Below are 26,046 nucleotides of genomic sequence, written 5' to 3'. Positions count from 1 at the left end.
CGGTGGCTCAGGTCAAACGTATTCGCCGCAACGTCAGCGGCATCATTCTGCTCGACAAGCCGTTGGGATTCACCTCCAACGCCGCCTTGCAGAAAGTCCGCTGGTTGCTCAATGCCGAGAAGGCCGGGCACACTGGCAGCCTCGACCCGCTGGCCACTGGTGTGCTGCCGTTGTGCTTCGGTGAGGCCACCAAGTTTTCCCAGTACCTGCTCGATTCCGACAAGGGCTACGAAACGGTCATGCAGTTGGGGCAGACCACCACCACGGCGGATGCCGAGGGTGAGGTTCTGCAGACCCGCGAAGTGACCGTCGGTCGCGCCGATATCGAGGCTGCACTGCCCGCATTCCGCGGCCCTATCATGCAGATCCCGCCGATGTACTCGGCGCTCAAGCGTGATGGCCAGCCGTTGTACAAGCTCGCCCGTGCAGGGGAAGTAGTGGAGCGCGAAGCGCGTTCTGTTACTATTGCGCGGCTGGAATTGCTCGAGCACGAGCAGACCCGCGCCAGATTGTCGGTAGGCTGCACCAAAGGCACCTACATCCGCACGCTGGTCGAGGACATTGGCGAGCAGCTGGGCTGTGGCGCTTATGTCGCGGAACTGCGCCGTACCCACGCCGGGCCGTTCAGCCTGGCGCAGACGGTGACCCTCGAAGAGCTCGAGGCGGTGCACGCTGAAGGCGGCAACGAGGCGGTGGATCGCTTCCTGATGCCATCGGACAGCGGTCTGCAGGATTGGCCGCTGCTGCAGTTCTCCGAGGCCAGCGCGCATTACTGGTTGCACGGTCAGGCGGTCAGAGCCCCCGATGCACCGCGGTTCGGCATGGTGCGGGTACAGGATCACAATGGTCGCTTCATCGGAATCGGTGAAGTGAGCGAAGACGGGCGCATTGCGCCACGTCGACTGATTCGGTCGGAATGACCGATCCCGGTCGCTGCGGGTTTTCCGTAGCGGCTGGTCGAGGACGGCTGTCAACAGGCACGGTCGCACCTCTTTTTATTAATACAGGGTATTGCCCTGGCCTGTTGGAATCCGTTCGCGGGTTCCCTAGTACTGGAGATGCCTCATGGCTCTTAGCGTTGAAGACAAAGCTCAAATCGTTGCCGACTACCAGCAAGCCGTTGGTGATACTGGTTCGCCAGAAGTGCAAGTTGCACTGCTGACCCACAACATCAACAAGCTGCAAGGTCACTTCAAGGCCAACGGTAAAGACCACCACTCCCGTCGTGGTCTGATCCGCATGGTCAACCAGCGCCGCAAGCTGCTGGACTACCTGAAGGGCAAGGACATCACCCGTTACAGCACCCTGATCGGTCGTCTGGGTCTGCGTCGCTAATAGCGGCCTGACACGCGGTGACAAGCGTGGCGTGTTGTGTCCGCCGGCCGGGGCTCAAGCTCCGGCCTGCGGGGGCGCTGCGCGCATTCCTGAGGTTGGTTGTCTGTCGTACCCCAGCGGGTTTGCCGCCAGGGCGGGCAGGCCTCCAGCCTCAAGTTGTATCTGGACGGTCATCGGGGCCGAATCCCCTGTCTGCCCAAGCATTCGCAAGAAACCAGTTCCCCCAGAGCAATCAAGAAGGTAGGAAACCGTGAACCCGGTCATCAAGAAGTTCCAATTCGGTCAGTCGACCGTTACCCTCGAAACGGGCCGTATTGCCCGTCAAGCCTCCGGCGCCGTACTGGTCACCGTCGATAACGACGTCACCGTACTGGTCACCGTGGTCGGTGCCAAGCAAGCGGATCCAGGCAAGGGCTTTTTCCCTCTGTCCGTGCACTACCAGGAAAAGACCTACGCTGCCGGTAAGATTCCCGGCGGTTTCTTCAAGCGTGAAGGCCGTCCTTCCGAGAAAGAAACCCTCACCTCGCGTCTGATCGATCGCCCGATCCGCCCCCTGTTCCCTGAAGGCTTCATGAACGAAGTGCAGGTTGTCTGCACCGTCGTGTCCACCAGCAAGAAAACCGATCCGGACATCGCTGCGATGATCGGTACCTCGGCAGCCCTGGCCATCTCCGGCATTCCGTTCGACGGCCCGATCGGCGCCGCTCGAGTGGCGTACCACGAAAGCACCGGCTATCTGCTGAACCCGACCTACGAGCAGCAGGCCGCTTCGAGCCTGGACATGGTCGTCGCCGGTACCCAGGAAGCCGTGCTGATGGTTGAGTCGGAAGCCAAAGAGCTGACCGAGGACCAGATGCTGGGCGCCGTGCTGTTCGCCCACGACGAATTCCAGTCGGTCATCAAGGCCGTCAGCGAGCTGGCCGCCGAAGCCGCCAAGCCCACCTGGAGCTGGACTCCTAAAGCCTGGAACACCGAGCTGTTGGGCGCTATCCGTAGCGAATTCGGCGATGCCGTCTCCCAGGCCTACACCATCACCGTCAAGGCTGATCGCTACGCCAAGCTGGGCGAACTGCGTGATCAGGTGGTTGCCAAATTCGCCACTGAAAACGGCCCGAGCGCGGGTGAAGTGAAGGAAATCTTCGGCGAGATCGAATACCGCACCGTTCGCGAGAACATCGTCAACGGCAAGCCACGTATCGACGGTCGCGACACCAAGACCGTGCGTCCACTGAACATCGAAGTCGGTGTACTGCCCAAGACTCACGGTTCGTCGCTGTTCACCCGTGGTGAAACCCAGGCGCTGGTCGTTGCCACACTGGGCACTGCCCGTGACGCGCAACTGCTGGACACCCTCGAAGGCGAGAAGAAAGACCCCTTCATGCTGCACTACAACTTCCCGCCGTTCTCGGTGGGTGAGTGCGGTCGCATGGGCGGTGCAGGCCGTCGCGAAATCGGTCACGGCCGTCTGGCTCGCCGTTCGGTTCAGGCCATGCTGCCGGATGCCAGCGAATTCCCTTACACCATCCGCGTGGTATCGGAAATTACCGAATCCAACGGTTCGAGCTCCATGGCTTCGGTCTGCGGTGCCTCGCTGGCACTGATGGACGCTGGTGTGCCGATGAAGGCACCAGTTGCCGGTATCGCCATGGGTCTGGTGAAAGAAGGCGGGGAGGTCGCCATCCTCACTGACATCCTGGGTGACGAAGACCACCTTGGTGACATGGACTTCAAGGTAGCGGGTACCGATAAAGGCATCACCGCGCTGCAGATGGACATCAAGATCAACGGCATCACCGAAGAGATCATGGAAAAAGCCTTGGCCCAGGCCTTGGAAGCGCGCAAGAACATCCTGCGCCAGATGAACCAGGTCCTCGGCACCTCCCGTACCGAGCTGTCGGCCAACGCGCCGACTATGATCGCCATGAAGATCGACACCGACAAGATCCGTGACGTCATCGGCAAAGGTGGCGCGACCATTCGTGCCATCTGCGAAGAAACCAAAGCGTCGATCGACATCGAAGACGATGGCTCGATCAAGATCTTCGGCGAGAGCAAAGAAGCTGCAGAAGCTGCGCGTCAGCGCGTTCTGAGCATCACCGCCGAAGCCGAGATCGGCAAGATCTACGTCGGCAAGGTCGAGCGTATCGTTGACTTCGGGGCATTCGTCAACATCCTGCCGGGCAAGGACGGTCTGGTGCACATCTCGATGCTGAGCGACGCTCGCGTAGAGAAAGTCACCGACATTCTGAAAGAAGGCCAGGAAGTCGAAGTCCTGGTACTGGACGTCGACAACCGCGGTCGCATCAAGCTGTCCATCAAGGACGTCGCTGCTGCCAAGGCTTCCGGCGCGTAAGTGCCGTCAGCGGTGTAGCGTAGCGTGATCCGCTGCGCAGTCACACAGGAATGCCCCGTATCTTCGGATACGGGGCATTTTTCATTTCAGCCGATAGGGGCGAAACGCGTGCGTCCCAGCTTGGCGATCAGCCATGACAAGGAGTCAGCGTTGGCCATGATGATATCGGTGCGTATCTGCGGGTTGGTATAGAAGGCCGCGCGGGCATTGACCAATTTGTCGGTCTTAGTGAGCTTGAGTATCGCGTCGAAGGCACGACCATCGTCGGCGACAATGTCGCGCCACACCATGTTTACCCGGACTTTGAACAGAATATGGGGTGAAGTGTTCACCGACAGGCCGTTGCGTCGAAAGGCCAGGATTTCGTCACGGACATTGCGCCCGCCGCCGGTATTGCGGCTGAGCTGATCGATAAACGGGGATGAGGCCTCCACATAGGCTATGTCCACCGTTCTGATGATCTGATGGGATATTTCATGGATCAACGACACGGCCTGCTGATGCGCGAGCAACTCGGTCTCGGAGGCGATGGCATGCACTGAGACCTCCCATGGCAGCGTAAAGAACCGTTCGGTAAGGAAAATCCGTTTGCCTGGATCTTGGTCATAGACGAAGGCTACGGTGTCTTCATAGCCCGGCATGTTGACGCCAACGATGATGCGCTTCGAGCTAGCGGGCTTCATGGGATCCGAAAGCAAATGCGTCAGTATCCGCTTGGTGTAGTCCCGTAGCTGCTCGACCGCCTGCGGGGACGGAACGTGCCCGAACGCATTGTTCAGGACCTTCAAGGTTCTGGCCGACAGCGCCACCTGCGGACTGGGTGCCTCCAGGTTCTCGAGCGCGGTCTCCAGGTAGTGGCGCGCCTTGTCATAGGCCCGCACCAGCATGGCGTGCTTGAGCGGGTGCAGTGCACTGATGTTCTTCATGCCGGACGCCAAGGTGGTGAAGCGCAGTGCGATCTCGTAGTCCACGGCGGCCGTGTCGAAACAGCTGGGCATGATCCCGCCGCCGAGCAGGCCTTCCTTGAGGTCGATCTGCCACTGGCCAGCGACTTTTTTCAGGTCCGGGCCGGCCTTGCCATCCTTGATGATTCTCCAGTGTTCCCCACGCTTGCCGACTTCATAGACATTCCCCGCCACCGCCGCGAAATAGCGATTCGCGGTGGTGTCGATATAAAGGTTCAGCGCGGCGTTCTTGCTCAGGTCCTTGAGCTGGATGTCTTCACAACGCAAGTTGGTCAGGCTTCCAGAGAGTTGGGGCCGCAGGGATTGAGTCGTCCAGGCGGGATCGATGTCGACCGCTGCCGGTTCTGGCGCGGGGATCGACGGCGCACCTTTCTTGCTCAGTGCGTGATGTGGCATGCGACTGCTGGCCAGGCCGCCCAGGGCGGTGATGAACTCCGCCAGGGACTCGCCCCAGTTGTGCTTGAGCGCCGCATCGGCCGAGCCCTTGAGCCACTGCGCGCTTTGCAGGGTGCCGATCACCGCCGCCAGCTTGCCCGGCAGGAACAGCGACCCCTGTTCGATGGCCAGGCCGAGCACATAGCGGAAAACCTGCCAATAGGCCTCGGCGGTGGTGACCGTGCGTGCCTTGGCCAACTCGATGAGAAGGAGCGCATTCTCGTCATACAGCACATGGATGGCATTGCCTTCGATGACCCGACGGACCAGTTGTACTGGCCCTGGCGTGGTATCGAACGCGTAGAGATCGGAAGGATCCCAGAACAGATGAGGGTGCAGGAAGCCCTCGTGATCGTAGCGGCTGCGCACGCCTTCGGGCACACGCGCGAGGATGTCCTGCTGCAAGGCGGTGTCGAGCAGCAAGGCGGCGCGCAGGGCTTCCTGATCCTTGAACTCCATCAGCCGATGTTCCGGCCGATAGGCGCAGTAGAGCAGCACGGGGCCTTGCTTCACATCGTCCGGGCCGATGAGGTACATGCCACGCACGGTGTCGGGAGCAAAGCCCTCGGCGGCGCGCAGCTGCAGATTGGATATGACGATCTTGTGGCCCATCGCATCATCGCGGGCCAGGCCATCCGGTTTGGCCAGCACGTGGGACAGGTAGTACATCGCCGAGGCGCTGAGCTTTTTCTCCAGAAACTGCTGATAACCCTCTTCCATCAGGTACGCGGTCGCCGTGCGGCTGTAGCGCTCGCGGCGTTTCCCGTAGTCGGCACTGTGGATGGAGAGCTTGTCGGCCAGCAAGGTGCGATAGGCGCGGCCAACATCCAGCGCGTCGACCATGTCGCGGACCTTGCGTGCATCCAGTGACAATGGCGCCTGATTCGGCCCTGAGACGCTCACCTTGAAGTTGCTGGCGGTATCGACGATGCCACTGTGGGTCAGGGCGAATTCGGTGAGACTCTTGCTGGTGGTGACGGTGTCGCCCGCGAGGGGGGACGGCGTCTGCCCGGGCAGCACCGGGTTGGGCGTGACGTGGGAATAGGTCACGGTGATCAGCGCCGGATCCGCCGCCAGTGTCGGAAAATCCTTGGCCAGCTGGGCACTGAGCTGCTGATGGGCGAAGTCGTCCAGTTTGGGAACATCGAACAGATAGTTGAATTTGCTGTTGGAAACGCTGGCGGCGTTCTGCACCAGCAGTGAGTAGGTGCGCAGCTGGTGAGGCGTCGCGTCCTTGAGCCAGGTTGGCAGCAAGCTGCGGAAGTATTGGGTCTGCAGCGTATCGTGCAGGCGCTTGATAGGCTTCTGAATGGGCTGGGCGGCCGCTTCAAGGTCGACGAAACGCTGGAGCAATGGAGCGTCGAGTTCGTTGCGGATCGCGTAGCTCAAATAGTGCGTGCGGGTGTTGGCGCGATAGCTCATGGCGCTCTTGGCCAGGTGACCGAGCAGGTCGGCACCTACACTCGTCAGCACCAGCTCCGGCACGGTGACGCCGGGCAGCACCGAGGGCGTATGCCACTTGATCAGGTCCTCGGCATGGATAAGGTCCATCCATTGCACCAGCTTGGGTTCCTCCTCGAACGCGCCATTCATTTGATCGAGCAGACTTTGCTCATCGCTGAACTGCGTCAGCGGTTCCAGCGGTGACCACAGCAGCAGCGTGCCGGCCTCTGGGGCCGCGCGCCTCAACACGAAGGCGCTGGTCATGGGCAGTATGTTGGGCTTGCCGGGCATCTTCAGGCTCAGCCTGAGAATACGGAAGCGGGCATTGGCCAGTGTCTGCTGGGGGCCGTCGAGCGCCTGTTGCAGCAAGTCCAGCAGGTCCGCATCGATCAGCTTGTCCTCGCGGGCCATGGCCAGTTCGATACGCAATAGCGCTTCGGTCAGAACGTGCATGACCCGCGCAGGGAAGGTCACGCCTTTGCCCAAGCGCACCTGCCCCTCGTCGTAGGCCTTGTGCTGCTCCAGATAACCGAGCGAGAAGTCGAGCTTCAAGTGGCCGATCTGCTGCCAGAGGGCTTCGGCGCTCGGCCAGGCCAGCGGCTGCTGATGACTATCCAGCACCTGGAAGTCGGCCTTGCTGCCATGGGCGATGCTGCCACTGAGGGTGCCGAGGAAAAAGTCGATCAGAGCGACGGCTTTATCGTTGTGCTTGATCCACAGGTCCTGGGGCTGCAGCGCGCCTTGGCACAGGGCGTTGATCGCGGGCGCGAATTGCCGGATGACTGATGCGCGAATATCGGGCTGGGCACCCTTGAGGCCCTTGAGCAGCCATACCAGAGAACCGGCGTGGATCATGCGTTGAAACAGCGTCACGCTGCGGTTGAGGGGCTCGGGCAGGCTCTTGACCGTGGCACCGGCGCGGTCGGTTATCCAGCGGCTGGCATCGCCGATGTGGGCTAGCCGGCTATCGATGAGCGCGCGGATATCCAAGGCATCCTCGACGGCGGCAGCGGTCGTGCCGGTCTGCGCGCCGGGGAAGCGCAAGGCATGAGCCAGGCGCCGGGCGAGCAGGGCGCTCAAACTGTCCGCTAGTGCCAGGAAGGCGCCTTGGTCTATGTCGCTCAGGGTAATATCGGTGGGGGCTTCATCTTGCAACAGGCTCCAGTGATCCTGGGCGATCGCGATCGAGCGCGGTGCTTGGGAGACCCGCTCGATGCAATGACGCTTGAGGGCCTCTCGATCAGCGAAATGCAGCAGGCCGCCGCTGGAACTGAACACAAAGAGGCCTTGGCTGGCTTCGGTGCGATGCTGGAGGACCAGGCTGTCGGCAATCGGCACTACGGCGTTGTCGCCTTCCTGCAATGCGGCGAACGCTAGGGTATGCGCGCTCAGGGTGTCAACGTCCGGGATCAGCAGCTCGCGCAGCCATACCAGTTGCTCGGCGCTGATCTGCCCGCTGGCTGCTGCCTGGATGAGCATCCGTGCGTAGTTGTCGGCCAAGCCGAGGGCGAGGGCATCGCGGCGGTCGCTGCCCACGTCGTTATCGGCGCCTGCCCAGTACTCGCGCAAGGTACGGGCGAAGGCACCCGGCACGGCGATGGTAGCTGCAAGCAGCGCCGCTTCGCAGCTGTCGTGGTAGGCCGGGTCGGGTTCGACGGCGTCACCGCGCAGGTAGCGACGGCGCAGCTCCGTGCCCAGAGGCTGGCCGCTGAACAGGTTGAGGGCACTGTCGCACAGCGTTTCGGTGCGCAGCACGACATCGTCGGCGGCGACGATCTGCAAGCGATGCCCGGCGATGTCCGTGGTGCCATCGAGCACGCTCGAGAAAGCCTGGGTCACACACTCTTCCATGACGCTGCGCAAGGTTGGCAGCTTGCTCAGACCCTCGGCGAAATTGCCGAGCAGGTCGATCTGTTCCTGCAGGAGCTGCTGCGACCACTGTTCGAATACCGGGTAGGCCAGCTCCACGAATTGCAGCGGCTGGGTGGCGACGCCCAGGTGTGCCAGTTCGCTTTGCAACGAGCTCTCCAGCTGGCGCAGGTTGTCGAAGCCCTGCACGCCGCGCAGAGGGCTATAGAGGTAAACCGCCTTGAGCGCCGGGTTGCGTTGATGGAATACCAGGCAACCGGTGGAGGCCGGTTGGGCATTTTTCAACGCCTCCACGCGCATGTTTTCGGGGATGGCAGTTTCGTCGGCCAGGCGGCTTAGCCATGCTGTTTCCTCGATGCTGAGAATATCGCTGGAGGCGGCCTGCAGCGCCGTCCTGAAATGGGCGACAAGCGTACTTGCTTCGAAATAGGGGGTGGCGTTCATGATCTTCCCTGCGAGACGGTCCCGGACAATCCGGTTCGGAACCACGACGCTACGCGTGCAGACCACGGGGCTAGCGGTAGATAAATCAGGGGCCGGCGCACACCGGTATTTGGCGAAGATGCAACTTGCACGCGGGTTTAAGGCGCGATCATGCAGTCTGCACGACCCGAAGATTTTGATTGTTTTTTAAATTATTGATTTTAAAGGGATATTTTTAAATCTGAACTTGGCACAACCCCTGCAATCCTATCTAGTAACTCTGCAGCCTTGACATAAAGGGCGCAGGTTTTTCGAAAAACAGGAGTGACTCGTATGAAGAAGTTCGCAATTGCCGCCGCCACTGCCGCTACCCTGACCTTGACTCTGGCCAACGCTGCCATGGTCCAGGCTGCCCAGACTTCTCAGCCGATGGTCGTGGCCGCCGGTGAAATGGAAAAAGCCAAAGAATCGACCTCCGACACCTGGATCACCACCAAGGTCAAATCTGACCTGGTGACCGAGAAAGGCATCCCAGGCACCGACATCAAGGTCGAAACCAACAAAGGCGTGGTTTCCCTCTCGTCGACCGTGGCGATCACCGAAGCGCAGAAAACCACTGCCGTCGCGATCACCAAGAAAATCAAAGGCGTCAAGGCTGTTTCGGCTGACGGCCTGAAAGCCGAATAAGCTTGCGAAAATCGCTAACCCTGCAAAGGGTTCATGCGAAGAGCAGAAGGATCTGATCGACAAGCCCCGCAGCAGATATGCTGCGGGGCTTTTTTGTATGTGGGCGTCTCACGAACTCTTGCCAATACCTTCAGTGCAAGCTGGCGCCTATGGGAGCAAAGCCTGCTCGCGAAAGCGCTCGCGAATACGCGCCGAAATTTCAGCCACGCTCACCAGTGATATCGGCCAGGCGATCGCCCTCGAAACGCAGGTAGTGATACATCCCGTACGTAGGCCCGTAGGTCCATTGCTGAACGGGAATCTCCTCGCGCTGCTTGCCGTCGGTGTTCTTCAGATAGCTGATCGGGCCGCGGCCGCTGGGCTCGCCGCACTTGCGCAGCACCGTGTTCATGCTGTCGTTCACCGAGACCAGGGCGCTGTCACAACGCATCGAATCGTCGCCATGGGCGGCGGCAGCGGCCAGCATGGTCAAGCTGGCGGCGAGGGTGTGCAGAGCGTTCATTCAGCATCCAGATGCAGGTGGGTGACGACGCTGCCGTCCTTTTCGGCCTGGCCGAGGCTGGCGTCGATGAAGAAGACGCGATCATCGCTCAGCTTCGCCTTCTGCACCATGAAATCCTTGATGCTGGCGGCGCGAGCCTGACCCAGCTCGCGCAGCAGCGGCGTGCTGTCATCCCAGGAATCGATCACCGCGTCATGCATCTTCACGGCCCGCGCCTTGCTGTCCAGTTGCTGCCATTCGGCCGGCGGTTGCTGTTTGGAGCGGGTGCGATAGATGGCCTCGAGCATGGGCGGCTTCTCGTCTTCCGGCACGGTAATCTGGCTGGCATCGGCCGGGACCTTGTCACCCCGGCGCTGCAGCATCTTGTAGTAGGTGCTCTGGTATTCCTTCTGCAGCCGGCGTTCGGCCAGGATCGGGCCATCGCTGGTCTGGGCGGCGCTGCCTTCGACTTCGAGGCGCAGCGCCGGGCGTTCCTTGAGCGCCGCAGAGAGCTTCATCAACGCGGCCTGGGCCTTGCCATCCAGGTCGCTGGAACCTGGCGCGAACGCCACGGTGCCGAGGTCGTCGCTGCCGCCGCCGGCAATCAGCCCGCCGATGAACTTGAACGGCGCCTGGGCGGCCCGCAGCACCAGGTTGCGCAAGGTCTGCCAGACGATCGGCATGACGCTGAACTGCGGATTGTTAAGGTCGCCGGTGACCGGCAGCGAGATGGAAATCTTGCCGTCGGTATCCTTGAGCAGGGCGATGGCGAGCTTGACTGGCAGGCTCACGGCGTCGGGGCTGTCGACCTTCTCGCCCAATTGCAGTTGCTCGACCACCACGTTGTTTTCGGCCTTTAGCTGGCCCTTGGTGATCTGGTAATGCAGGTCGAGGTTGAGTCGGCCTTTGCGGATGCGGTAGCCGGCGAACTTGCCCGAGTAAGGGGTGAGGTTGGTGAGTTCGACGCGCTTGAAGCTGGTGGCGATGTCCAGTGCCGACATCGGGTCGAAGGGGTTGAGGCTGCCGGCGATGGTCACTGGCGCATAGCGGTCGACCTGGCCTTTGATATCGACCTTGGCGGGCACCGGCTTGCGATTGTCGAGGGTGCCGATCTGGCCGTTGAGCTCCTGAATGGCCGTGCCGAAATTGGGGCGCAGGCTGAAGTCGGCGAAGTTGGCCGAGCCATCGTTGATGGCGACACCACCGATATGAATACCCATCGGCTTGCTGGCGCTCGCCGTGCTGGCGACTTTGTCGGTAGGCTTGGCGCCGTTGTCGGCCGGTTGCGGCACCAACAGGTCGTCGACGTTGGTGGTGCGGTCGGGGTTGATCATGAAGCGCGCGTAGGGCTTGTCGAAGTTGACCTTGTCGATGCTCAGGCTGTCGCCGTGCTCGTAGTCGATGCCCTCGACCATCAGGTGTTCCCATTTGACGAAGTCGCGCTGCTTGAGCGTGTCCAGCGTATGCAGTTGATCGACCTGGGCTCGCCCGGTAATGCTCATGGCCAGCGGCGCGGTGTTCTTGAGATTGACCGCCAGATCGCTGTCGAGCATGCCGCTGCGCAGTTCCAGGCGGATGAACGGAGTGATGTAGGCCTGGGCCACGCGCAGGTCGATATCGCGCGTCGCGACCTTGAGGCGGGCGCTTACCGGTTGCAGATTGACCTCGCCTTCGGCGCTGATCTTGCCTTGCTTGCCCAGCCCGGTATCGAGCTTGAGGGTAAAGGGCGAGCCGTTGAGGCTGTCGAAGTTGTGTACATCGATATTGAGCGGGGCGATGTCCAGCGCCACCGGGTCCTTTTGCGCCTTGTCGGCGACATGGACTTTATAGTCCCGCAGCTGCACGTCCTTGAGCACCACCTGCCAGGGCTTGCTCGGCGCCGGGGCTGCTGTGGGTTTGCTGTCCGCAGTGGCCGGCGACCTGGCCTCCACGGGCGCGGCCTTGGCCGGTTGGCTGGCCAGCAGCTTCTGCCAGTCCAGTTGGCCATCGGCCTCGCGCGCGACCCAGGTTTCCAGGCCGTTGCTGCGAATCTTGCCCACCTGCACCTGCTGCTTGGCCAGGTCGACGCTGGTCTCGCTGATGTCCAGGCGCGCCAGATTGACCAAGGGCCGGCCGTCGGGCGCCTTGATGGCGAACGGTGCGACGCTGAGCGACGCGTTGCTCAGCAGCAACTCGGTCTGCTTGGCCAGATCGAGCTGGTAATCGGTGCTGAGGTTGAGCACGCCTTCCTGCAGATCGATCGGCACGGCGTCGCGCACGTAAGGCCAGAACACCTTCATCCGCGCGTCGCTGACCTTGAGCTTGCCGGTGGAGGCGATCGGCGACAGGCTCAGGTTGCCGGTCCAGTCGATGCGTCCGCCATCCGGGCTGACGGCGGCCAGGGTCATGTCGGCGTTGTCCTCAGGCAGGGTGCTGAGGTTCTTGAGCTCCAGATTCATCGAGTTGTAGACGAATTCGATCGGCTCGCTGGGACGCGGATCGTTGAAGTGCAGGTAGCCTTCAGCAAGCTTGATGCTGTCGATGCGCAGCGGGAACGGCTTGGACGGTGGCGCATCGGCGGGGCCGGGTGCCGAGGGCGGCAACTTGAACAGCTGCGCGAGGTTGAGCTGACCTTGTTTGTCGAACAGCAACTCGGTGTGCGGCTTGTCGAGTTCCACCGCAGACAGGTGCAGGGCGCCGCTCCACAGGCTGTCGATTTGCAGGTTGGTATAGAGGCGATCGAAGCTCACTTGTTCGGCACCCGGCGCGCCGAGGCGCAGGCCCCACAGCGTCAGCTCCAGGCTGAAGGGATTGAATTCCAGGCGTTCGAGGTGCGCCGGCACGTTGGCGTACTTGGCCAATTGCTGATTGGCGATGCGCAGGCCGACCCCGGGAAGGACCAGAAAGCCCAGCAGACTGTACAGGGCCAGGGCAATCAGGGTGGCGCCTAGGGCGCGTTGCAATCCTTTGGGCATGTGCGGCTTCGTCTGTTCGATCGAGGTGCCTTGGAGTATGGCACGGGGATACAGTTCCGATGAACCCCGTGCTTTGGCTGTTGCGAAGAGGCTTGGCTGGGGAAATCGGTAGCCGCGGATCCAGTCGGGGGCAAGCCCTCTCGCTACAGGTTCAGAAGTGCAGCACCATGATTTTCAGTGGTGGCTGGCCGTCGGTGGAGGGGAAGTCGGCACCCGGGCCGAGGCGCGACCATTGACGCACCGGGCGGCCGGCTTTTTCGGCGCAGCGCAGGACCTGATCGCGCCAGTCGTCGAAGGCGACCTTCGCCAGATTGTTGCAGCAGATCAGCACGCCATCGTCGGCGGTGGTGAGGATGGCCGGTTTGAGCAGGCTTTGGTAATCACGTAGCAGGTCAACGGTGCCGAAGGCGCTCTTGGCCCAGGCGGGTGGGTCGAGCAACACCAGATCGAACTGGCGCTGGGCCAGGCGCGGGTAGCTGGGCAGTTTCTGTCCGCGGCGCTGGCTGATGTGCAAACCGGCCAGCTGGCGGATGGCCGGGAAGTAATCCGACTGCACGAAGGACATCGGCGGCAACTGGGGGTTGAGCAAGCCGTTCTCGCGACCGACCGCCAGATTGCCCTCGGCGAAATCCAGGTTGCAGACCTGACTGGCGCCACCGGCCGCGGCGCTCAGGCCGACGCCGCAGGTGTAGGCGAACAGGTTGAGCACGGACTTGCCGCGGGCGTGGTCCTTGACCCAGCCGCGGGCTTCGCGCAGGTCGAGAAACAGCAGTGGATCCTGTCCGGCATGACGTCCGCGCACGCGGTAATCGAGGCCCCATTCGTGGCCGATCATATCTTCCAGGGCGGCTGGCTCGGCGCTGTAGACCGTGTCATGGCGGTCGATACGGGAATTGCCGCGGGAGCGATCGTTGTACACCAGATGCAGGGGCAGGCCCAGGTGCTGCTGGACCTCGGCATGCAGGCCGAGCAGGGCGTCGCGCTCCAGTGGCTGGTGGAAGCTCTGTACCAGCAGTTGCGGACCGTAGCGGTCCAGGGTGAGGCCGCCAGCGCCTTCCTGGCTGCCGTGGAACAGGCGATAGCAATCGGTGCCTTGGCTGTGCAAGGTGGCCAGCAATTCGGTGCGGGAGTCGAGGGCGGCGCGCAGCGCCTGGGTCAAAACGGACATGCGAAGCGCCTTGGTGAACAGGGGCGCAGTTTACCAGTGTTGGTCCGCATTGCAGCAATCCGGTGAGGTAATGGGCCAGCTGCACCGGCCCCTTCGCGAGCAAGCTCTGCTCCCACAGTGTTGACGGGTTCTGAGCCTTACACCTGTGGGAGCAAGGCTTGCCTGCGAAGAGGCGCATTGCGGCAATCCGGTGAGGTAATGGGCCGGCTGTACCGGCCTCTTCGCGAGCAAGCTCTGCTCCCACAGTGTTGACGGGTTCTGAGCCTTGCACCTGTGGGAGCAAGGCTTGCCCGCGATGAGGCCGGCCCTGCTGGTCCATCGATTGCCAACGAGCCTACCGCTCGATCGCCAACGCCACCCCTTGCCCGCCACCGATGCACAAGGTTGCCAGGCCCTTGTGCACATCGCGCTTGATCATCTCGTGCAGCAGGGTCACCAGTACCCGGCAGCCCGAGGCGCCGATGGGGTGGCCAAGGGCGATGGCGCCGCCGTTGACGTTGACCTTGCTGGCATCCCAGTCCAGCTCTTTGCCCACCGCCAGGGCCTGCGCGGCGAAGGCCTCGTTGGCCTCGATCAGGTCCAGCTCGGCCAGCGTCCAGCCGGCCTTGTCCAGGCAGCGGCGCGTGGCGCTGACCGGGCCGATGCCCATGATTGCCGGATCGACCCCGGCGTTGGCGTAGGCCTTGATCCGCGCCAGCACCGGCAAGCCCAACTGTTCGGCCTTGGCTGCGCTCATCAGGATCACCGCCGCCGCGCCGTCGTTGAGCGATGACGCGTTGCCAGCGGTCACGCTGCCGTCCTTCTTGAATGCCGGCTTGAGCTTGGCCAGTGCCTCGGCCGTGGTACCGGCCCGCGGCTGTTCGTCAACCGCGAACGACACAGGCTCGCCCTTGCGCTGGGGGATCTGGATCGGGGTGATTTCATCGACGAAGCGCCCGCTCTCGATGGCGGCGCTGGCCTTCTGCTGCGAGGCGGCGGCAAAGGCGTCCTGCTGTTCGCGGCTGATGGTGTACTTGTCGACCAGGTTCTCGGCGGTGATGCCCATGTGGTAATCGTTGAAGGCGTCCCACAGGCCGTCGCTGATCATGGTGTCGACCAGGCTGCTGTGGCCCATGCGCAGGCCGGTGCGCGCGCCGGGGATCACGTAGTTGGCCAGGGACATGTTTTCCTGACCGCCGGCGATGATCACCTCGGCGTCGCCACAGCGAATGGCCTGGGTCGCCAGGTGCAGGGCCTTGAGCCCCGAGCCGCAGACCTTGTTCAGGGTCATGGCCGGCACCGCGTGGGGCAGCCCGGCCTTGATGGCTGCCTGGCGAGCGGGATTCTGTCCGGCGCCGGCGGTGAGCACCTGGCCGAGGATCACTTCATCGACCTGAGCCGGGTCGAGGCCGGTCTGGGCCAGCAGTTGGCGGATCACGGCGGCGCCCAGGTCAACGGCCGGGATATGCGCCAGGGCACCCTGGAAGCTGCCGACGGCAGTGCGAGTGGCGGCAACGATGACAACGTCCTGCATGGTTCAGACCTCGATATTATTGGCTTTGTCAGGGTGCCGAGGGGGGCGACACCGGCATGGGATCGATCCGCATGGTGACATGGATAGGCCAACCGCTGCCATCCTCAACGATTGAGCCGGTTGGCGATCAGGTCGTCGAGCACGCTGGCGTCGGTCAGCGTCGAAGTATCACCCAGGTCGTCGAGTTCATTGCTGGCGATGCGCCGCAAGAGCCGCCGCATGATTTTCCCGGAGCGCGTCTTCGGCAAGGCGTCCGCGGCTTGCAGCAGCTCGGGGCGGGCGAAGCGACCGATCTCGCGGCTCACTAGCGCCAGCAGTTCCTCGCGCAACGCTGCATCGAAGTGCACGCCGCTCATCGGCGTGACGAAGGCGTAGATACTCTGGCCCTTGAGCGGGTGCGGATAGCCGACCACCGCGGCTTCGGCGATGCCTTCATGCAACACCAGCGCGCTCTCGATCTCGGCGGTGCCGATACGGTGCCCGGAGACGTTGATCACATCATCGACACGGCCGGTGATCCACAAGTCGCCATCGGCGTCCCGGCGGGCGCCGTCGCCGGTCAGGTAGTAACCGGGGAAGGGTGCGAAATAGCTGTCGATCATGCGCTGATGATCGCCCCACACACTACGAATCTGCGCCGGCCAGCTGCCCTTGAGCGCCAGCAGGCCGCTGCCCGCGCCTTCAATGGGCTCGCCTTGCTCGCTGAGCAGTACCGGCTGCACCCCGAACAAGGGTTGCATGGCGCTGCCGGGCTTGCGGCCGGGCGTGCCGACCAGAGGCGACAGCATGATGGCGCCGGTTTCGGTCTGCCACCAGGTGTCGACGATCGGGCAGCGCTGGCGCCCCACCTCGTGGAAAAACCAGTTCCAGGCTTCCGGATTGATCGGCTCGCCGACACTGCCGAGTACTCGCAGGCTTGCTCTGGAACTGTCGAGCAGATGAGCGTTGCCTTCTTTCATCAGCGCCCGCAGCGAGGTGGGCGCGGTATAGAAAGTGCTCACCTGGTGCTTGTCGATGATCCGCCAACTGCGCGAGGCGTCGGGATGATGGGCGACGCCCTCGAACATCAAGGTAGTCGCTCCGGCGGCCAAGGGGCCATAGACAATATAGCTCTGCCCGGTGATCCAGCCGATGTCGGCGGTGCACCAGTGGATATCGCCCTCGCGGTAATCGAAGACATCGCGGTAGGTGAGCAGGGTCTGCAACAGGTAGCCGGCGGTGCTGTGCAGCACCCCTTTGGGTTTGCCAGTGCTGCCGGAGGTGTAGAGGATGAACAGCGGGTCTTCAGCGGCCATGGGCTCGGCCGGGCAGTCGACGCTCGCGCCGTGCACGGCCTCGTGGTACCAGAGGTCGCGCCCTTCGACCCATCGCACCTCGCCCTCGGTGCGCTGCACAACGATCACCGTGCCGACCTGTGGACAACTCAGCAGCGCCTGGTCGACGTTGTCCTTGAGACCCACGTAAATGCCCGCGCGCACACTTTCATCGGCGGTGATCACGGTGTTGGCGCCAGCATCCTGCAGGCGATCGGCCAGGGCCTCGGCGGAAAACCCCGAGAACACCACCGAGTGCACCGCGCCGATGCGCGCGCAGGCGAGCATGGCATAGGCCGCTTCCGGGATCATCGGCATGTAGATGCACACGCGATCGCCTTTGCGCACACCTCGGCTCTTGAGCACATTGGCCAGGCGGCAGACGTGACGGTGCAGTTTGCGGTAGGTGACTTCGGCGGATTCGCTGGGATGGTCGCCCTCCCAGATGATCGCCACCTGTTCGCCTTTGTCGTCCAGATGGCGATCGATGCAGTTGTAGCTGACGTTGAGCTCGCCGCCTTCGAACCAGGCCGCCTGGCCGCTGGCGAAGTCGCAGCGCTGCACCTGTTGCCAGGGGGTGAACCAGTGCAAGGACGCGCGCGCCTGGTCGCCCCAGAAGGTCTGCGGATCGTCGATCGACTGGCGATAGAGTCGTTGGTAGTCGGCGTGACTCAATCGAGCCGCCTTGCTGACAGCCTCCGCGACGGGGAATGCGCTGAGCTCGAACATGGCCAAACCTCATCCTTGTGATCGGATGAGTATAGAGGCGCTGCCGGATGTAGCGAGGGGGCTTGCCCCTGACTGCGTCTATCAGTGCCATTACTGCCACTGCTACACCGCAATCGGGGGCAAGCCCCCTCGCTACAGGATGGATCCGTTACCCGCGGTGACGACCGCGGAAGTAATTGATCAGGCCCTGGGTCGAAGCGTCTTCGGCAGGCTCTTCGATGCCGCCGGTCAGGCGCTGGTACACGCCCTTGCCCAGCTCCTTGCCCAGTTCCACGCCCCACTGATCGAAGGCGTTGGTGCCCCAGATCACGCTTTGGACGAACACCTTGTGCTCATACATGGCCACCAGTGCACCCAGGCGCCGCGGACTGACGCGCTCGAGCACCAGAGTGTTGCTCGGACGGTTGCCCGGGATCACTTTGTGCGGCGCCAGTCTCTGGATGTCGGCCTCGGCCATGCCTTTTTCACGCAGCTCGGCTTCGGCCTCGCTGCGGGTCTTGCCGAGCATCAGCGCCTGGCTCTGGGACAGGCAGTTGGCGAACAGCCACTGATGGTGATCGGCGACCGGGTTGAAGCTGACCACCGGGACGATGAAGTCAGCCGGAATCATCTGTGTGCCTTGGTGCAGCAACTGGTGATACGCATGCTGGCCGTTGCAGCCTACGCCGCCCCAGATCACCGGACCGGTTTCGACGTTGACCGGAGTACCGTCCTGACGCACGCTCTTGCCGTTGGATTCCATGTCCAGCTGCTGCAAGTGCTTGGTGATGTTGCGCAGGTAGTGGTCGTACGGCAGGATCGCGTGGCTCTGGGCCTCCCAGAAATTGTTGTACCACACGCCCAGCAGAGCCAGCAGGACGGGGATGTTCTGCTCGAACGGCGCGGTCTGGAAGTGCTGGTCCATGGTGTAGGCACCGGACAGCAGCTCCTTGAAGTTGGCCATGCCGATGGACAGCGCGATCGGCAAGCCGATGGCCGACCACAGTGAGTAACGCCCGCCGACCCAGTCCCACATCGGGAAGATGTTTTCTTCGCGGATGCCGAACGCCACGGCGGCGGCATTGTTGCTCGAGACCGCGATGAAGTGCCGATGCAGCTCGGCTTCGGAGCCGCCCTGCGCCAGGTACCAGGCGCGCGAAGCCTGAGCGTTCTTCAGGGTTTCGAGCGTGTTGAAGGATTTCGACGAGACGATGAACAAGGTGGTCTCGGCCCGCAGCTTGGCCGATAGTTCGTGGAACTCACTGCCGTCGATGTTCGCCAGGTAGTGGCAACGCACGCCTTTCTGGCTGTACGGCAGCAATGCCTCGGACACCAGTTCGGGGCCGAGGAACGAGCCACCGATACCGATGTTGACCACGTCGGTGATCGGCTTCTCGGTGTAACCACGCCACAGACCGTCATGGATGCGGGTGACCAGCTCGGTGATCTGGTTCAGCACCTTGTGCACGTCCGGCATGATGTTGGTGCCGTTGACGCTGAGCTTGTCGCCGACCGGGCGACGCAGCGCGGTATGCAGCGCCGGGCGGCCTTCAGAGGCGTTGAGGGTCTCGCCGGCGAACATCGCCTTGATCGCCGCGTTGAGGTCGACCTCGGCCGCTAGCTTGACCAGCAGGTCGCGGGTCTCGGTGGTGATCAGGTTTTTCGAGTAGTCGAGGAACAGGCCACAACCGCTCAGGGAAAATTGATTGAAGCGCTGTGGGTCGGCCTGGAATGCTTCGCGCATGCTGAAATCCTGCATGGCGGTGCGGTGCTGGCTGAGGGCCTTCCATGCGGGCAACTGGGTAACGTCGTGAGGAGTGCGGTAGTACGCCATCGCTGCGGGTTTCCTTTTACTGGTACTGCCTCGTGGACACTGACTGATCCGGTCAGGTTGCGTAGCGGTTCGAGCCGCACTGCAGGTCTTGACGCACTGCAGGCGACGACGCCGGACGCAGATCAAGCGGAACTGTGATTACAGTAAACATCCTTTGCGCATCTGTCTGCGCCTGGATTGCCTTTTGACTGATACTTTTCGCAATCGTTGGCAGATGAAGCGGATTTTCATGATCCGCAGCGAGGGGGCTTGCTCCCGAAAGGTGATATCCGTTGTTTGGGAACGACGGGTGGACCGAATCGGGGGCAAGCCCCCTCGCTACAGGGGAGCGGCGGCGTTATTGCGCGTGCAATTGCAGATGCAGGTTATCGATCAGCCGCGTGGTGCCCAGGTAGGCCGCGACCAGAATCACCAGGTCATGATCGAGCACGGTGGCCGGGCGCAGGTGCACGGCGTGGCGGATCTCCAGGTAGTCGAGGGTGAACCCCGACGCGCTGATGATCTTGCGCTGGCGTTCCAGCAGTCCGGCGTAGTCGCGTTCACCTTGAGCGATAGCCTCGGCCATCTCACTGAGTGCGCGATACAGCACCGGCGCCTTGGCCCGTTGCGCGGCGTCTAGATAGCCATTGCGCGAAGACAGCGCCAGGCCGTCTTCGGCGCGCACGGTAGGCTGACCGATGATCTCGATGGGCATGTTCAGGTCGCGGACCATGGCGCGGATCACCGCCAGTTGCTGGTAATCCTTCTGGCCGAAGATGGCGATATCCGGCTGCACCATGTTCAACAACTTGCTGACTACCGTGGCCACGCCCTCGAAGTGCCCCGGGCGGCTGGCACCGCACAGCCCCTGAGACAGCTCCGGCACGCTGACGCGGGTCTGCACCGCGGTGCCCTCGGGATACATCTGCGCCACGCTGGGCGCGAACAGCAGATCGCAGCCTGCTTCGACCAGGCGCTGCTGATCGGCGGCCAGGGTGCGCGGGTAGGTGTCGAGGTCTTCGGTGGGGCCGAATTGCAGCGGATTGACGAAAATGCTCGCCACCACGAAATCGCTCAGCTCGCGGGCGCGAGTTACCAGCGCGGCGTGACCGCTGTGCAGGTTGCCCATGGTCGGAGCGAAGCCGATGCGCTTGCCGGCGCGGCGTGCCAGGGCGATCGCGGTGCGCAATTCAGCGACGGTGGTTACTGTGTTCATGCTTTGAATCCGTGTTCGGGGGCAGGAAAGCTGTGGTCTTTGACGGCGCTGACATAGGCACGCAGGGCGCTGGGGATATCAGGCTGGCCAGCCATGAAATTTTTCACGAAGCGCGGCACGCGGCCACTGAGGGACAGCCCGAGCATATCGTGCAGCACCAGCACCTGGCCGTCGGTGGCATTGCCGGCGCCGATGCCGATCACTGGCACCTTGGCGCGCTTGCTGATCTGCTCCGCCAGTTCACTGGGCACGCATTCGAGCAGAATCATCGCCGCGCCGGCCTGTTCGAGGCTGATCGCATCGGCGCGCAACTGCTGGGCCTGGGCTTCCAGGCGGCCCTGCACCTTATAGCCGCCAAGGACGTTAACGGTTTGCGGGGTCAGACCCAGGTGCACGCACACCGGCACACCACGTTCGGCCAACAGGCGCACGGTATCGGCGAGCCAGGCAGCGCCTTCGATCTTGACCATGTGGGCTCCGGCCTGCATGAGCTGCGCACTATTGGCGAACGACTGCTCGAGGGTTGCGCAGGCCATGAACGGCAGATCGGCGAGGATCATCGCGTCCCGATTGCCGCGTTTGACGCTGGCCACGTGGTACGCCATATCGGCGTTGGTGACCGGCAACGTACTGTCGTAACCCTGCAGGACCATGCCCAGGGAATCGCCCACCAAGAGGATCTCGACACCGGCCTCGCTGGCGGTGCGGGCGAACGTAGCGTCATAGCAGGTCAGCATTGTTATTTTCTCACCCTTGAGCTTCAGGCTCTGCAGGGTGGACAGGGTGATCTCTGGCATGCAAGGGCTTCCTCGGTCGGGCGCGGATGCTCGACGCTGTGATTCATCGATCGGAGCAGCACATCATCTGGCGTGGTGTTTTCAAAGAGCTGCCCCGGGGTGTTTCACCGCTCGGCCAGGGTGATGGTCGCGGGACGCCTATAGTCGTGAGGAGGGGGGGCGAAGTCAAATATTCGCGGCTGATCGGTGGTGTCGGCTTTCTCTTGCGTTTCGACATCAGCCCGGCTTGCATGCCGGCGGCGCAGCTGTAGCCGAGTCACTGCAATCGGGGGCAAGCCCCCTCGCTACAAAGTCCGACCCTGTAGCGAGGGGGCTCGCCCCCGAAAGATCGTGCCAGCGGCGCAGTTGCAGCAGACCCAGCGCAATCGGGGGCAAGCCCCCTCGCTACAAAGTCCGACCCTGTAGCGAGGGGGCTCGCCCCCGAAAGATCGTGCCGGCGGCGCAGTTGCAGCAGATCCAGCGCAATCGGGGGCAAGCCCCCTCGCTACAGTGGGCAAGTCTTCAGAGCCGCTGCAAGCCTTCGAACGGGCACTCATCCAGCAACGATTGCAGCGCCCGGCCATCGGCGAGCATGAAGTCCGCCGACACCAGTTCGGCGAGGGGGTAGAGGACGAACGCCCGTGCCTGCATATGATAGTGCGGCACCTTGAGGCGGGGCTCGTCGATGATCCGATCGCCGAACAGCAGGATGTCCAGGTCCAGCGTGCGCGGGCCCCAGCGCTCCAGACGCTCGCGGCCCTGGTCGTTTTCGATGGCCTGCAGCGCATCGAGCAATGCCAGGGGCGCGAGGTCGGTGGCCAGCGCCGCCACGGCATTGGTGTAGCGCGGCTGGCCGGGCAGCAATGACTCGCTGCTGTACAGCGCCGAAGCGCCGATCCAGCGGCTGTGGGGCAGGGCGGCCAACGCCGCCAGTGCCTGGCGCAATTGCAGCTCGGGCGCGTCGAGGTTACTGCCCAGGCCGATATACACGGTTTCCATGGGCTTACTCGCCGTCGGCGCCTTTGCGTTTGCTGCTACTGCGCCGACGCTTGCGTGGCGCGCTGCCAGCGGTTTCGTCCTTGCCGCCCAGGTCGCGGATCATGTCGCGACGGCCACTGTCGTTGGCGTCCTGGTAATCGGTCCACCACTCGCCCAGGCCGTCAGTCTGCTCGCCGGCGGACTCGCGCAGCAGCAGGAAGTCGTAACCGGCACGGAAGCGCGGATTGTCCAAAAGCAGATCGGCACGTTTGCCGCTGCGCCGTGGCAGGCGCTCCTGCATGTCCCAGATCTCGCGGATCGGCAGGGTGAAACGTTTCGGAATGGCAATGCGCTGGCATTGCTCGGCGATCAGCTCGTGCGCGCCTTCCTGCATCGCCGGGATCGGCGGCATGCCCTTGGCCTGCAGACGCAGCACGCGGTGGGGCAATGCTGGCCACAGCAAGGCCGCGAACAGGAACGCCGGGGTCACCGGCTTGCCCTGCTTGACCCGCAGATCAGTGTTGATCAAGGCATTGCTGATCAGCGTGTGGGTATAGGTGGGCTCGTGCTCCAGCGCCTCGGCGCTGGCCGGAAACAGTTGATCGAACAGTTGCAGGTCGACCAGCATCTCGAACGTGTCCGAGGCGTTGCCCGACAGAAACAGCTTGAGCACTTCTTCGAACAGGCGCGCCGAGGGAATCTCGCGCAGCATCGGCGCCATCGGCTTGATCGGCGCGGCGGTGTGCTTCTCGATACCGAAGTCCAGCTTGGCGGCGAAGCGCACCGCACGCAGCATGCGTACCGGGTCTTCCTGGTAGCGCTGCTGCGGATCGCCGATCAGGCGGATCAGGCGATTGCGGATGTCGTGCACACCATTGGCATAGTCGAGGATCCGCTCGCTGACGGGATCGTAATACAGCGCATTGATGGTCAGGTCGCGGCGCTGGGCGTCTTCTTCCAGGGTGCCATAGACGTTGTCACGCAGGATGCGCCCGCTTTCGTTGCGCGAAGAAGTGTTGGTGTTCTCTTCTTCTTCACCCTCTTCAGGATGATTGGCGCGGAAGGTCGCGACTTCGATGATCTCGCGGCCGAAATGCACGTGGACCAACTTGAAGCGGCGGCCGATCACCCGCGCGTTGCGAAATTCGGCGCGGACCTGTTCCGGCGTGGCACTGGTGGCGACGTCGAAGTCCTTGGGCGTGATATTGAGCAGCAGGTCGCGCACGCAACCGCCCACCAGATAGGCCTGGTAACCGGCGTTCTGCAAACGTTCGACGATGCCCACGGCATGCCGGCTGAACTGGCCACGCTGCAGCGAATGCTGGCCGCTATTGAGCACTTCAGGCGTGGTACGCAAATGTTGCACAACCCTCGCAGGAGGGCGGAAAGACTGGAACAGCTTCTTCAGCATGGGATGCACTGTTTGAAGGAATGGTCAGCCAGAAACGGGAATGGCTGCATGATGGCGGGGGATTCTAGCATTTAGTCGGCGAATCGTGTAAGACGCTGAAACATGTGGGCAGAAAGGCAGGGGGGAAAGCGGGGAGTGAACGCTTGAACGCCAGGCAGCACAAGGGGAGCCGAAGCTCCCCAAGTAATAGTTGCATGCTCGTTTTTGTTGTTATGACGGGCTTCTTGTTTTTGTTGAATGCCCTACCCTCAAGGCATCATCGCCTGAGGGCCATCTCCCTAACCGGGAGTCAAGAGCAAACGGATTGCTTTGGTCGCTGCGTTGCAATGATGAGATGATCCAACCAGTTCGGGCCCCTGCTTGAGTGCAGTTTTTTATTGTTCTCGGCCTGGCTGTGGGGCAAGCCCCAAAGACAACTCCTCTCCAAAAGAATCAGTTAGCTGCGCCTCCGCCGTCTTGTTTTTATTATGCGTGAGTCGATTCGTCTTATTTTTATTATGGGTTGTGCGTTGCTTGTTGTTGTTCTTGTACCAGAGATATAGCAGGTCCTGTGCCAACTTTTGCAAACCCTTGTAAATCAAGTACTTGAGGGGATCGCATGAATCCGAAGCGTCCCGCGTCAGACAAATTTCGTTACCGTAGGGATCGCATTTTGTTACGTCTGGCAAAGTGCGGTAACACCTTGTATTCATGTAGTTTTATTACGAACATTTTGCCGGTAACAGCTGAATCGAATCAGCTTTCGCTCGTCACGCTCGACTTGCGCCGCGGAATACCCAGGCGTTGTCTGCGCTCCCACAGACACTTGCGGCTGACGCCCAATTTGCGCGCCAATTCGGTCTCGGTCATATGGTCCTGATGCTCCAGAACGAAGTGCTGGAAGTAGTCCTCGAGAGACAAGTCTTCCGACGGATCGTGACTGACATTGTTGTTGCCACCCTGCTGGGGCGGCAGGCCGATGAACTCCTCGTCTTCGAGGTCGCTCAGTTCAATGTCGATACCGAGCAAGTCGGCAGAAATCTCCGCACTGTCGCTGAGGATCACCGAACGCTCGACAGCATTTTCCAGCTCGCGCACGTTGCCTGGCCATGAATACTGGCGGATGGCTTGCTCCGCATCTGCGCCGAAACGCAGGTCGGTACGGCCGATGCGCGCACTCTGGCGCTTGAGAAACACGTGAGCGATTTCACTGACGTCCTGGCCACGTTCGCGCAGCGCCGGAAGCTTGAGCGCGATCACGTGCAGGCGATAGAACAGGTCTTCGCGGAACTGGCCGGTCTTGGCCAGGCTCTTGAGGTCGCGGTGGGTCGCGGCGATCAGGCGCACGTCGACCTTCTGCGACTGCACCGAGCCGACTCGGCGAATCTCGCCCTCCTGCAGCACGCGCAGCAAGCGCGCCTGGGCCTCGAGGGGCAGCTCGCCGATCTCGTCGAGGAACAAGGTGCCGCCATCCGCCGCCTCGACCAGCCCGGCACGCCCGGCGCTGGCACCGGTGAACGCGCCTTTCTCGTGGCCGAACAGCTCGGATTCGATCAGAGTTTCCGGGATGGCCGCGCAGTTGACCGAAATCATCGGTGCCTTGGCGCGGCGCGACAGGTTGTGCAGGGCGCGCGCGACCAGCTCCTTGCCGGTGCCTGATTCACCTTGAATCAGCACGTTGGAGTCGGTGGGCGCGACCTTGCGGATCTTGTTGTACAAATCCTGCATGGGCGGGCAGGAGCCGATGATGCCGATCTCGCCATTGGCGTTCTCGCCGGCGCCAGCACCGCCACGTTCGGCCGCTGGTGCAGCCTTGCCAGTGGTGCGTTCGGCCGGTGCCGCGGCCAGCGCCGGTTGCGCCTGGCGATCGCGCAGGATGCGCGCCGCGGCCTGGAGCATTTCGTCGTGGTCGAAGGGTTTGGCGATGTAATCCACCGCGCCCATCTTCATCGAGTCCACGGCCGAGCGCAGGCTGGCATAGCTGGTCATGATCAGCACGGGGGTGCCCTGGCCCAGCTTGATCAGCTCGGTGCCCGGGGCGCCAGGCAGGCGCAGATCGCTGACGATGAGGTCAAACGAGGGAATGGAGAAGCGTTCCTGTGCCTCTTGCACGGAACCGGCTTCGCTGACCTGATACTGATTCCGTTCAAGCAGGCGGCGTAGGGCAGAACGAATGATCGTTTCGTCTTCGACAATCAGAATATGCGGCATTGAGTCGGTTCTCTC

Annotated in this window: 16 protein-coding genes; 4 read left to right on the top strand and 12 right to left on the bottom strand. The window is 62.5% G+C overall.

Features of this window, described 5'->3' with window-relative positions; translation table 11 throughout:
- Nucleotides 1-2: 2 nt before the first annotated feature.
- The 3 genes from truB (at nucleotide 3) to pnp (ending at nucleotide 3,688) form a co-directional block, all read left to right on the top strand.
- Complete coding sequence (gene truB / locus AC3WJP_RS16155) at nucleotides 3-920, top strand: tRNA pseudouridine(55) synthase TruB (protein WP_493722773.1); 918 nt, start codon at nucleotides 3-5, stop codon at nucleotides 918-920.
- Between the two features lie 145 nt (nucleotides 921-1,065).
- Entirely contained in the window at nucleotides 1,066-1,335 is a 270-nt protein-coding gene (rpsO, locus tag AC3WJP_RS16150) for a 30S ribosomal protein S15 (RefSeq protein ID WP_493722772.1), read from the top strand.
- 250 nt (nucleotides 1,336-1,585) lie between these two features.
- Entirely contained in the window at nucleotides 1,586-3,688 is a 2,103-nt protein-coding gene (gene pnp, locus AC3WJP_RS16145) for a polyribonucleotide nucleotidyltransferase (protein ID WP_493722771.1), read from the top strand.
- A gap of 86 nt (nucleotides 3,689-3,774) precedes the next feature.
- On the opposite strand, the gene AC3WJP_RS16140 is transcribed toward pnp, so the two are convergent.
- Nucleotides 3,775-8,844 (bottom strand): dermonecrotic toxin domain-containing protein, encoded by a 5,070-nt coding sequence (locus AC3WJP_RS16140; RefSeq protein ID WP_493722770.1) that lies wholly within the window; start codon nucleotides 8,842-8,844, stop codon nucleotides 3,775-3,777.
- Between the two features lie 312 nt (nucleotides 8,845-9,156).
- On the opposite strand from AC3WJP_RS16140, the gene AC3WJP_RS16135 reads away from it, so the two are divergent.
- A complete protein-coding gene (locus AC3WJP_RS16135) occupies nucleotides 9,157-9,510 on the top strand; it encodes a BON domain-containing protein (RefSeq protein ID WP_226507082.1) in 354 nt (117 codons plus the stop codon).
- 199 nt (nucleotides 9,511-9,709) lie between these two features.
- Here the strand turns inward: AC3WJP_RS16135 and AC3WJP_RS16130 are convergent, their stop codons facing one another.
- From AC3WJP_RS16130 to AC3WJP_RS16080, 11 genes are all read right to left on the bottom strand, one after another.
- On the bottom strand, nucleotides 9,710-10,012 hold the full coding sequence (locus AC3WJP_RS16130; protein WP_493722769.1) for a DUF2845 domain-containing protein: 303 nt from the start codon (nucleotides 10,010-10,012) through the stop codon (nucleotides 9,710-9,712).
- Nucleotides 10,009-12,945, bottom strand: a complete 2,937-nt coding sequence (locus AC3WJP_RS16125) for a DUF748 domain-containing protein (RefSeq protein ID WP_493722768.1) — start codon at nucleotides 12,943-12,945, stop codon at nucleotides 10,009-10,011. The genes AC3WJP_RS16130 and AC3WJP_RS16125 overlap by 4 nt, the downstream gene beginning before the upstream one ends.
- A gap of 151 nt (nucleotides 12,946-13,096) precedes the next feature.
- Complete coding sequence (locus AC3WJP_RS16120; protein WP_493722767.1) at nucleotides 13,097-14,113, bottom strand: class I SAM-dependent rRNA methyltransferase; 1,017 nt, start codon at nucleotides 14,111-14,113, stop codon at nucleotides 13,097-13,099.
- Between the two features lie 334 nt (nucleotides 14,114-14,447).
- Nucleotides 14,448-15,626 carry an acetyl-CoA C-acetyltransferase gene (locus AC3WJP_RS16115; RefSeq protein ID WP_493722766.1) on the bottom strand — a complete coding sequence of 393 codons (1,179 nt, stop codon included), beginning with the start codon at nucleotides 15,624-15,626 and terminating at the stop codon, nucleotides 14,448-14,450.
- A gap of 104 nt (nucleotides 15,627-15,730) precedes the next feature.
- Nucleotides 15,731-17,668: an acetate--CoA ligase gene (acs, locus tag AC3WJP_RS16110; RefSeq protein ID WP_493722765.1), complete on the bottom strand. Its 1,938-nt coding sequence runs from the start codon at nucleotides 17,666-17,668 to the stop codon at nucleotides 15,731-15,733.
- A gap of 148 nt (nucleotides 17,669-17,816) precedes the next feature.
- Nucleotides 17,817-19,481, bottom strand: a complete 1,665-nt coding sequence (gene pgi, locus AC3WJP_RS16105; protein WP_493722764.1) for a glucose-6-phosphate isomerase — start codon at nucleotides 19,479-19,481, stop codon at nucleotides 17,817-17,819.
- A gap of 337 nt (nucleotides 19,482-19,818) precedes the next feature.
- Nucleotides 19,819-20,676, bottom strand: coding sequence for a pantoate--beta-alanine ligase (panC, locus tag AC3WJP_RS16100; protein ID WP_493722763.1), 858 nt, complete (start codon nucleotides 20,674-20,676; stop codon nucleotides 19,819-19,821).
- The gene (panB, locus tag AC3WJP_RS16095; protein ID WP_493722762.1) at nucleotides 20,673-21,473 is read right to left on the bottom strand and encodes a 3-methyl-2-oxobutanoate hydroxymethyltransferase; all 801 of its coding nucleotides are present in this window, start codon (nucleotides 21,471-21,473) and stop codon (nucleotides 20,673-20,675) included. The genes panC and panB overlap by 4 nt, the downstream gene beginning before the upstream one ends.
- A 501-nt stretch (nucleotides 21,474-21,974) precedes the next feature.
- Entirely contained in the window at nucleotides 21,975-22,451 is a 477-nt protein-coding gene (gene folK / locus AC3WJP_RS16090; protein WP_493722761.1) for a 2-amino-4-hydroxy-6-hydroxymethyldihydropteridine diphosphokinase, read from the bottom strand.
- Nucleotides 22,452-22,455: 4 nt separating this feature from the next.
- A complete protein-coding gene (locus AC3WJP_RS16085) occupies nucleotides 22,456-23,841 on the bottom strand; it encodes a polynucleotide adenylyltransferase PcnB (protein ID WP_493722760.1) in 1,386 nt (461 codons plus the stop codon).
- A gap of 735 nt (nucleotides 23,842-24,576) precedes the next feature.
- Nucleotides 24,577-26,031, bottom strand: a complete 1,455-nt coding sequence (locus AC3WJP_RS16080; protein ID WP_493722759.1) for a sigma-54-dependent transcriptional regulator — start codon at nucleotides 26,029-26,031, stop codon at nucleotides 24,577-24,579.
- Between the last annotated feature and the right edge of the window lie 15 nt (nucleotides 26,032-26,046).

This window comes from Pseudomonas sp. GW821-FHT01A09, from assembly GCF_058986725.1.
This window is presented reverse-complemented; position numbering and strand designations above follow the sequence as displayed.

Bases quoted from the DNA above. Each gene is read 5' to 3' on its own strand.
- folK (WP_493722761.1), bottom strand. From the start codon at position 22,451: ATGGAAACCGTGTATATCGGCCTGGGCAGTAACCTCGACGCGCCCGAG.
- panB (WP_493722762.1), bottom strand. From the start codon at position 21,473: ATGCCAGAGATCACCCTGTCCACCCTGCAGAGCCTGAAGCTCAAGGGT.
- panC (WP_493722763.1), bottom strand. From the start codon at position 20,676: ATGAACACAGTAACCACCGTCGCTGAATTGCGCACCGCGATCGCCCTG.
- rpsO (WP_493722772.1), top strand. From the start codon at position 1,066: ATGGCTCTTAGCGTTGAAGACAAAGCTCAAATCGTTGCCGACTACCAG.
- acs (WP_493722765.1), bottom strand. From the start codon at position 17,668: ATGTTCGAGCTCAGCGCATTCCCCGTCGCGGAGGCTGTCAGCAAGGCG.
- AC3WJP_RS16125 (WP_493722768.1), bottom strand. From the start codon at position 12,945: ATGCCCAAAGGATTGCAACGCGCCCTAGGCGCCACCCTGATTGCCCTG.
- AC3WJP_RS16085 (WP_493722760.1), bottom strand. From the start codon at position 23,841: ATGCTGAAGAAGCTGTTCCAGTCTTTCCGCCCTCCTGCGAGGGTTGTG.
- pgi (WP_493722764.1), bottom strand. From the start codon at position 19,481: ATGGCGTACTACCGCACTCCTCACGACGTTACCCAGTTGCCCGCATGG.
- AC3WJP_RS16120 (WP_493722767.1), bottom strand. From the start codon at position 14,113: ATGTCCGTTTTGACCCAGGCGCTGCGCGCCGCCCTCGACTCCCGCACC.
- AC3WJP_RS16080 (WP_493722759.1), bottom strand. From the start codon at position 26,031: ATGCCGCATATTCTGATTGTCGAAGACGAAACGATCATTCGTTCTGCC.
- AC3WJP_RS16115 (WP_493722766.1), bottom strand. From the start codon at position 15,626: ATGCAGGACGTTGTCATCGTTGCCGCCACTCGCACTGCCGTCGGCAGC.
- AC3WJP_RS16140 (WP_493722770.1), bottom strand. From the start codon at position 8,844: ATGAACGCCACCCCCTATTTCGAAGCAAGTACGCTTGTCGCCCATTTC.
- AC3WJP_RS16130 (WP_493722769.1), bottom strand. From the start codon at position 10,012: ATGAACGCTCTGCACACCCTCGCCGCCAGCTTGACCATGCTGGCCGCT.
- AC3WJP_RS16135 (WP_226507082.1), top strand. From the start codon at position 9,157: ATGAAGAAGTTCGCAATTGCCGCCGCCACTGCCGCTACCCTGACCTTG.